Consider the following 7681-nt stretch of genomic DNA (forward strand, 5'->3'; position numbering starts at 1 on the left):
ATATACGCATTACCTGTTCCGACGATGCCGCCGAAAGCCTGCTTCGCCCCGCGCTGCCCGCCTTTTTTGCCAGATATCCTGATATCAGCGTGGAAATTTGTATCGACTACGGCTTTACCAATATTGTCACGGAGCGTTTTGACGCCGGCATCCGGCTGGGCGAATCGATCGGCCGCGATATGATTGCGGTTCGACTGGGGCCAGACTGGCGGCTGGCGGTGGTCGGCACGCCTGACTATTTTAAGGCGCATCCCGTTCCCGTTATTCCGCAGGATCTCACGGCGCATCGCTGTATTAATATCCGACATTCGGTCGGCGGCAGCGTCTACGCCTGGGAATTTGAAAAAGACGATCGCAAATTAACTATCCGGGTTAATGGCCCGCTGCTATCCAACAGTATTATTCACGTCATGAACGGCGCGCTGGACGGCATCGGCCTCGCCTATGTGCCGGAGCAGATGGCGCGGCCTCATATTGACGCGGGCCGTCTGATTGAAGTGCTTGCCGACTGGAGTCCAACATTTGAAGGGTTTCACCTTTATTACCCTAACCGACGGAACACCTCCTCCGCCTTTGCCGCTTTTGTGGAAGCCGTCAGATACCGCGGCTAGTCCGCTTACTCACCCAGCTGCGCCTGAATCCACTGCAAAAAGTAACTCACGCGCGGAAACTGCGCATAGCCGCGCGGATAGACCAGGTGATGGGCACTGACCGGCAAGCTCAGGGCGGCGTCAAATACCGTTATCAGTTTGCCGCTGCGTAGATAATCAGCGGCCAGCAGTTCGCTTTCAAAGATAAGTCCGTGGCCGAGCATGGCGGCTTCAAGGCTCATATAAGAGCGATCGAAACGAAACAGCCACTCTCTGGCGGGCTGCGGCAATTGCTGCGTGGCGAACCACTGCGGCCACTGAATAAGCGGCGACTCGGAAAGGATCAGCGCATGGTTGTTTAATTCAGCGGGTTCGCGCAGCGGATATTTCTCCAGATACTCGGGCGATGCCAGCACCGACATTTTTTCATGGCGAATGGTTTTTATTTCAAATGCCTTCCATTCTGGAAACCCATGGCGCACCGCAATATCAATATTATCTCGGCTAAAAGAGAGATTTTCATAGGAACAAGAGAGCGTAACCTGTATTTCCGGGTGCGCCTCGCGAAATTTATGAAGACGCGGCAGCAGCCATAACAGCCCAAAGCTGGGCGCACAGTGAATACGCAGCGCGCTGCGATCTTTCTCATTACGCAGACGCGCCGTCGCCTGCGTCAGGCCCAGGATTAGCGGCCGAATCTCCTCTAAATAGCGCTCTCCCGCCAGAGTTAATACCACGCCTTTCGCCGAGCGGTGAAATAGAATTGAGCCCAGCTCTTTCTCCAGTTTCGCCAGCTGGTGGCTCGCCGCTGACGCCGTGATATTTAATTTTTCCGCCGCCCGGGCCACATTTCCGTTTTGCGCCACCTCTTCAAATACGCGCAGCGATTTTAAAGAAGGAAGCTGACTGACAGGCTTTTCCATAAACATTCCCGCTCACATTTTTGTGATTTATATCCGTTTTAAAAAATAAAAAATGTTAACTGCATCAAACCAATAATTTCATTCAGCATCAAATGAATTTTTTTGCATTGCCAACGTTGTCGCCTTTTCTAATGCTGAAGATGAACCCTACCGGTAGCGATACCGAACCTTATAAAAAAAGAAACTGGAGTTATTTATGTTGCTGAAAGAAAAAGTTGCGATTATTACCGGCGCTGCGTCTCAGCGCGGTATTGGACGTGCAACGGCCGCCTGCTTCGCCCGCCACGGCGCACGCGTTGTGGTGCTGGATCTGGATGAAACCGCGGCGCAGAACACGGCACAGGCGCTGGGATCCGGGCACCTGGGCCTCGCCGCCAACGTCACCGACGGTGAGGCTATTCAGCGTGCTGTCGCTCAGGTGATGCAGGCATATGGCCGTATCGACGTGCTGGTCAATAACGCCGGCATTACGCAGCCGGTCAAAACGCTGGAGATCGGCATCGAGGATTACAACCGCATCCTGGATGTTAACCTGCGCGGCACGCTGCTGATGTCGCAGGCGGTGATCCCCATTATGCAGCGTCAGGGCGGCGGCAGTATCGTCTGCCTGTCATCGGTATCGGCGCAGCGCGGCGGCGGCATCTTTGGCGGCCCGCACTACAGCGCGGCAAAGGCGGGCGTGCTTGGCCTGGCAAAAGCGATGGCGCGCGAGTTCGGCCCGGATCGGATCCGCGTCAACGCGCTGACGCCTGGCCTGATCCAGACCGATATCACCGGCGGGCTACTGCATGACGAACGTCGCCACGCCATTATTGACGGTATCCCGCTTGGACGCCTCGGCGAGGCTGACGATGTGGCCAACGCCGCGCTGTTTCTCGCCAGCGATCTCTCCAGCTACCTCACCGGCATCACCTTAGACGTGAACGGCGGCATGCTGATCCACTGATCGGCCCCCTTTTAGCCAGCAGCCCGGCTGCTGGTCACTCCCGGAGTGATTATTATGACAACGCTGAATATCAGTGCGGCCGTCGCTGCGCGCGACGGCGCCTACCGGAAAATCGCCTGGCGTCTGATGCCGTTTTTGATGCTCTGTTACCTCTGCGCCTATCTGGATCGCGTCAACGTCGGCTTCGCCAGGCTGCAGATGATGGACGATCTTGCGCTGAGCGAAACGGTCTATGGGCTGGGTGCCGGGATCTTTTTCCTGGGGTATTTTTTCTTTGAGGTGCCCAGCAACCTGATCCTGCACCGCGTCGGCGCTCGCCGCTGGGTCGCCCGCATTATGATCACCTGGGGCCTGATCTCTGGCGCCTTCGCTTTTGTCGAGACAGCCTGGCAGTTCTACCTGCTGCGCTTCCTGCTCGGCGTGGCGGAAGCCGGTCTGGCCCCGGGCTTGCTGCTCTATCTCACCTGGTGGTTCCCTGCCCAGCGACGGGCGCGCATGACGGTGCTCTGGTTCGTCGCTATTCCGCTCTCCGGCATGATCGGCGGCCCGCTCTCTGGCTGGATAATGGAGACCTTCGCCGGATCGCGCGGCTGGGCGGGCTGGCAATGGATGTTCATGCTGGAAGCGATTCCGACGATCCTGATGGGACTGGTCGTGCTGGTGGTGCTCAAGGATCGCGTTGAACAGGCGAAATGGCTCGACGAAAGCGAAAAAAACATGGTGCGCGCCGATCTGGAGGAAGATAACCAGCAAAAGTCGCACCACGGCACCATTAAGGCTTTCGTGTCGGACAAGCGACTCTGGACGCTGGCGGCTATCTATTTTTGCGTGGTGATGGGTCAGTACGCCCTGACCTTCTGGCTGCCGACGCTGGTAAGAAACGCTGGCATCCGCGAACCGCTGCATATTGGCCTGCTTACCAGTCTGCCCTATCTGTGCGCCATCGTTTTTATGCTGATAGCAGGCCGCAGCGGCGATCGTCATCGCGAGCGCCGCTGGCACCTTATCATTCCGATGCTGCTTGGCATGGCGGGCCTGACGCTGGCAACCCTGCTGGGCCATAGCGTTGCGCTGTCGCTCTCTTTCCTCTGCGTTGCGGCGGCGGGCATTCTCTCCGCCTCGTCGCTGTTCTGGATGCTGCCAACCAATCTGCTGGGCGGCGTCTCTGCCGCGGCCGGTATTGCGGCGGTGAACTGCATCGCCAATCTCGCCGGATTCTTTTCGCCCTGGCTTATCGGGGGGATTACCACGCTCACCGGTTCGCCCGCCTCGGGCATGTACTTTATCGCTGCGGTTCTGCTGCTGGGTGCGCTCTGCGTGCTGCGTATCCGGGCAGCGGACGTTAATCGTTAATCAGGAGGTTCTATGCATACTGAAACTTCGCCGCTGACGCTACGCCAGCGCGCCGCCCGTATTCGACGCCATGCGCTGCTGATGGGCCAGGTTCAGGGCCAGGGCTATATCGGCCAGGCCCTTGGGGCCGCCGATCTGCTCGCCGTGAGCTATTTCCATGCGCTGAACTATCGCGCCGCCGATCCCGAATGGGAAGGCCGCGATCGGTTTTATCTCTCAATTGGTCATTACGCTATCGCGCTTTACGCGGCGCTGCTGGAGGCGGGCGTTATCCCTGAAGCGGAGCGCGAAACTTACGGCAGCGACGAGAGTCGCCTGCCGATGTCCGGTATGGCAGCTTATACGCCCGGCATGGAGATTACCGGCGGCTCGCTGGGACATGGGCTAGGCATTGCGGTTGGCGCCTGCCTTGGGCTGAAGCGGAAAGGATCGTCATCGCGGGTGTATAACCTGCTTTCTGATGGCGAGCTGAACGAGGGATCAACCTGGGAAGCGGCAATGTCGGCGTCGCACTGGCAGCTGGATAACCTGATCGCCATTATCGACATCAATAACCAGCAGGCGGATGGCCACAGCAGCGAAATCCTGGCGTTTGAGCCGGTTGAGGCGCGCTGGCAGGCTTTCGGCTGGTATACGCAGCGGGTGGACGGCAACGACATTGATGCGCTGGTCGCCGCCTTTGACGCCGCGCGCAACTGGCCGCAGGCGCAGCCGCGCGTGATTATTTGCGATACCCGAATGGGCAAAGGCGTGCCTTTCCTTGAAACCCGGGAGAAGACCCACTTTATCCGCGTTGACGCCGATGAATGGGATAAAGCCCTAACAGCGCTGGAACAGGGAGAATAAGATGAATACTTCTACGTTAAAAAAACGTCTGACCACCTCGGCGATGATCGCCTCGATTGCCGCCGAGGGCCAGCCCACGGAGTCCGCGCCCTTTGGTCACGCGCTGGTCAGCCTGGCGCGTCAGCGTCAGGATATCGTCGGGCTAACCGCCGATCTGAGCAAATATACCGATCTGCATCTTTTCGCCGAGGCTTTTCCCGATCGTTTCTTTCAGATGGGAATGGCGGAGCAGCTGCTGATGAGCGCCGCCGCCGGTATGGCGCGCGAAGGCTTTACGCCCTTTGTGACAACCTATGCGGTGTTTGCTTCGCGCCGCGCCTATGACTTTATCTGTATGGCGATAGCCGAAGAAAACCTTAATGTAAAAATCGCCTGCGCCCTGCCCGGCCTGACAACCGGCTACGGCCCAAGCCATCAGGCGACGGAAGATCTGGCGATATTTCGCGGTATGCCCAACCTGACAATTATCGATCCCTGCGATTCACGGGAAATCAGCCAGGTGGTGCCCGCTATCGCCGAACATCAGGGGCCGGTCTATATGCGGCTGCTGCGCGGCAAAGTCCCGCTGGTGCTGGATAAGTATGGCTACCGCTATCAACATGGCAAAGCGCAGCGCCTGCGCTCGGGCAAACATGCGGTGATTATCAGCAGCGGCTTAATGACGATGCGCGCGCTGGAAGCGGCGGAACAGCTGGAAACTCGCGGCATTGAGGTAGGCGTGGTGCATTCCCCGGTGATCAAGCCGCTGGATGAAGCGACCATACTGCGCGAGGCTGGAGAAGCCGCCAGCGCGGGGCGCCTGGTAATTACGGCGGAAAACCACTCGATTACCGGTGGCCTGGGCGAAGCCATTGCGGCATTGCTGCTGCGCCACGGCGTAACGCCTGGCTTCCGTCAGATCGCCCTGCCCGATGCCTTTCTGGCGGCTGGCGCGCTGCCGATGCTACACGACCGCTACGGTATTTCCACCGAGGCGATGGTGACGCAGATTACGGCCTGGCTGGAGCATGGTCTTTAAGCGAAAAATTATCCGGAAGCCCTGTGCTTCCGGAGAGTTTAGCGAACCGGCGCTTTCATTCTGTAGACACTGATGTGTTAGCGCCGTTGTGAATTGGTTTTATTAGCGTTCATTTGTATGATGTAACTAATAAGGATTGTTCTGTTCATCACTCCACTCAGCGCTATATACTCCGCGACATATCGTTTTGTGGAGTTCATTATGTCCCGCTTTTTGCGCCATTCTCTCTTTGCTGGCCTGCTCGCGCTGAGTGCTTTTAACAGCCAGGCAAGCCGCGTAATTACCGATCAGCTTGGTCGTCAGGTCACCCTGCCCGATCGCGTTGACCGCGTCGTCGTGTTGCAGCATCAGACGCTGAACCTGCTGGTTCAGCTTAACGCCACCGACAAAATTGTCGGTATCCTCGCTAACTGGAAACAGCAGCTTGGCGACAGCTATGCGCAGCTGGTGCCGGAACTGACGCATAAAGCAATGCTCGGCGACCTCACCCACGTTGACGTGGAAAGCCTGGTGGCGCTGCATCCGCAGGCGGTATTTGTCACCAACTACGCCCCGCAGGAGATGATTAATAAAATTTCCGCGCTGGGCATCCCGGTTATCGCGATTTCTTTACGCCATGACGACCCCGGCCAGCAGGGGAAGATAAACCCCGGTATGCAGAATGAAGAACGGGCCTATAACCTCGGATTGAAAGAAGGTATTACGCTGATCGGCGAGGTGGTCAATAAGCCGCAGGAGGCGAAAGCCCTGATTGACGCCGCTTTCGCCGGCCGCAAGCTGGTCAGCGACCGCCTGGGTTCCCTGCCCCAACAACAGCGGGTGCGCGCCTATATGGCTAACCCGTCGCTCACCACCTACGGCTCGGGCAAATATACGGGCCTGATGATGGCCCATGCCGGTGCCTTAAACGTTGCGGCAGCAACCGTACAGGGATTTAAGCAGGTCAGCATGGAGCAGGTTATCGCCTGGAATCCACAGGTGATTTTTGTGCAGGACCGCTACCCTGAGGTCGTCGGTGAAATCAACCAGGATGCGCAGTGGCAATCCATCGACGCAGTGAAAAACCATCGCGTCTGGCTGATGCCTGCCTACGCTAAGGCGTGGGGTTATCCCATGCCGGAGGCAATAGGTCTGGGCGAGCTGTGGATGGCGAAAAAGCTCTACCCGGAAAAGTTCCGCGATATCGACATGCAGCAGCAGGCCGATCGCTGGTATCAGCGCTTCTACCGCACCCATTATGTCGACGATGCTGCGCGTACTGGCAGCCGGTAGTTTGCGGCCCGTCTGGCCGGAGCTGATGACCGCTTTTAACGCGCAAAGCGGCCTCGCGGCTGAAACGCTATTCGGCCCGGCCGGGCTGCTGCGTGAGCGTATTGAGCAGGGCGAGCCGTGTGCCCTTTTCGCCTCCGCCAGTCTGGCGCATGCGGATGCGCTGGTGCGGCAAGGGATGGCAAGCGAAAGCCGGGTTTTTACCGCTAACCGCCTCTGCCTGACCGCCAGAGCCGAAGTGGTGAATGCTGCGGACAGCTGGCTCACTCTGCTACAGCGCCCGGAACTGCGGCTGGCGACCTCAACGCCGCTCAGCGATCCTTCAGGCGATTACACCTGGCAGATGTTCGCCGCGCTGGAGAGGCGTTATCCAGGTTTGGGTGACAATCTTCGCCAGCGCGCGCAGACGCTGGTAGGCGGCGCCGACAGCCTTCCGTTGCCCGCAGGCGCGCTGGCCGCGCACTGGCTGTTGAGCAATGGTTACGCCGATCTCTTTATTGGCTACGCCAGCTATGCGCCGCGTCTGGCGATGTTCCCTGCCCTCAGGGTGTTCGACATTCCTGCCGCTGACAATATTTTTGCGCACTATGGCTATGCGATCTGTCAGCCATCGGCCCAGCCGCTGGCGCGTTTTCTGCACTCGGCAACGGCGCAGACGATGCTGCTGCAATATGGTTTTTTTTGAAGATTTGAAAATAGGAGCTGATGCAAGATTCTTGCTGCAAGCCCTGGTTTG

At 58.1% G+C, this 7681-nt stretch carries 8 protein-coding genes; 7 read left to right on the forward strand and 1 reads right to left on the reverse strand.

Features of this window, described 5'->3' with window-relative positions:
• Positions 1-611, forward strand: a 611-nt coding sequence (locus tag B3797_RS12510) for a LysR substrate-binding domain-containing protein (RefSeq protein ID WP_311791240.1), incomplete at its 5' end; no start/stop codon positions are given.
• A 5-nt stretch (positions 612-616) separates the two neighbouring features.
• On the opposite strand, the gene B3797_RS12515 is transcribed toward B3797_RS12510, so the two are convergent.
• On the reverse strand, positions 617-1513 hold the full coding sequence (locus tag B3797_RS12515) for a LysR substrate-binding domain-containing protein (RefSeq protein ID WP_311791241.1): 897 nt from the start codon (positions 1511-1513) through the stop codon (positions 617-619).
• Positions 1514-1709: 196 nt separating this feature from the next.
• On the opposite strand from B3797_RS12515, the gene B3797_RS12520 reads away from it, so the two are divergent.
• The 6 genes from B3797_RS12520 to B3797_RS12545 all read left to right on the forward strand — a co-directional run bounded on the left by B3797_RS12520 (position 1710) and on the right by B3797_RS12545 (position 7630).
• Positions 1710-2459, forward strand: coding sequence for a glucose 1-dehydrogenase (locus B3797_RS12520; RefSeq protein ID WP_311791242.1), 750 nt, complete (start codon positions 1710-1712; stop codon positions 2457-2459).
• A gap of 54 nt (positions 2460-2513) precedes the next feature.
• Positions 2514-3812 (forward strand): MFS transporter, encoded by a 1299-nt coding sequence (locus tag B3797_RS12525; RefSeq protein ID WP_311791243.1) that lies wholly within the window; start codon positions 2514-2516, stop codon positions 3810-3812.
• 12 nt (positions 3813-3824) lie between these two features.
• Positions 3825-4658 carry a transketolase gene (locus B3797_RS12530; protein ID WP_311791244.1) on the forward strand — a complete coding sequence of 278 codons (834 nt, stop codon included), beginning with the start codon at positions 3825-3827 and terminating at the stop codon, positions 4656-4658.
• 1 nt (position 4659) lies between these two features.
• Positions 4660-5676 (forward strand): transketolase family protein, encoded by a 1017-nt coding sequence (locus B3797_RS12535; RefSeq protein WP_311791245.1) that lies wholly within the window; start codon positions 4660-4662, stop codon positions 5674-5676.
• A gap of 201 nt (positions 5677-5877) precedes the next feature.
• Positions 5878-6948, forward strand: a complete 1071-nt coding sequence (locus tag B3797_RS12540) for an ABC transporter substrate-binding protein (protein ID WP_311791246.1) — start codon at positions 5878-5880, stop codon at positions 6946-6948.
• Positions 6949-6973: 25 nt separating this feature from the next.
• Positions 6974-7630 carry a substrate-binding domain-containing protein gene (locus B3797_RS12545; RefSeq protein WP_311791247.1) on the forward strand — a complete coding sequence of 219 codons (657 nt, stop codon included), beginning with the start codon at positions 6974-6976 and terminating at the stop codon, positions 7628-7630.
• Positions 7631-7681 lie beyond the last annotated feature (51 nt).

The organism is Pantoea sp. UBA5923 (assembly GCF_002431095.1).
In the GTDB taxonomy this organism is placed as follows: Bacteria; Pseudomonadota; Gammaproteobacteria; order Enterobacterales; family Enterobacteriaceae; genus Pantoea; species Pantoea piersonii.

Excerpts from the sequence above, each read along its gene's own strand:
- B3797_RS12525 (WP_311791243.1), top strand. The coding sequence starts at position 2,514 with ATGACAACGCTGAATATCAGTGCGGCCGTCGCTGCGCGCGACGGCGCC.
- B3797_RS12535 (WP_311791245.1), top strand. The coding sequence starts at position 4,660 with ATGAATACTTCTACGTTAAAAAAACGTCTGACCACCTCGGCGATGATC.
- B3797_RS12540 (WP_311791246.1), top strand. The coding sequence starts at position 5,878 with ATGTCCCGCTTTTTGCGCCATTCTCTCTTTGCTGGCCTGCTCGCGCTG.
- B3797_RS12515 (WP_311791241.1), bottom strand. The coding sequence starts at position 1,513 with ATGGAAAAGCCTGTCAGTCAGCTTCCTTCTTTAAAATCGCTGCGCGTA.
- B3797_RS12545 (WP_311791247.1), top strand. The coding sequence starts at position 6,974 with ATGACCGCTTTTAACGCGCAAAGCGGCCTCGCGGCTGAAACGCTATTC.
- B3797_RS12520 (WP_311791242.1), top strand. The coding sequence starts at position 1,710 with ATGTTGCTGAAAGAAAAAGTTGCGATTATTACCGGCGCTGCGTCTCAG.
- B3797_RS12530 (WP_311791244.1), top strand. The coding sequence starts at position 3,825 with ATGCATACTGAAACTTCGCCGCTGACGCTACGCCAGCGCGCCGCCCGT.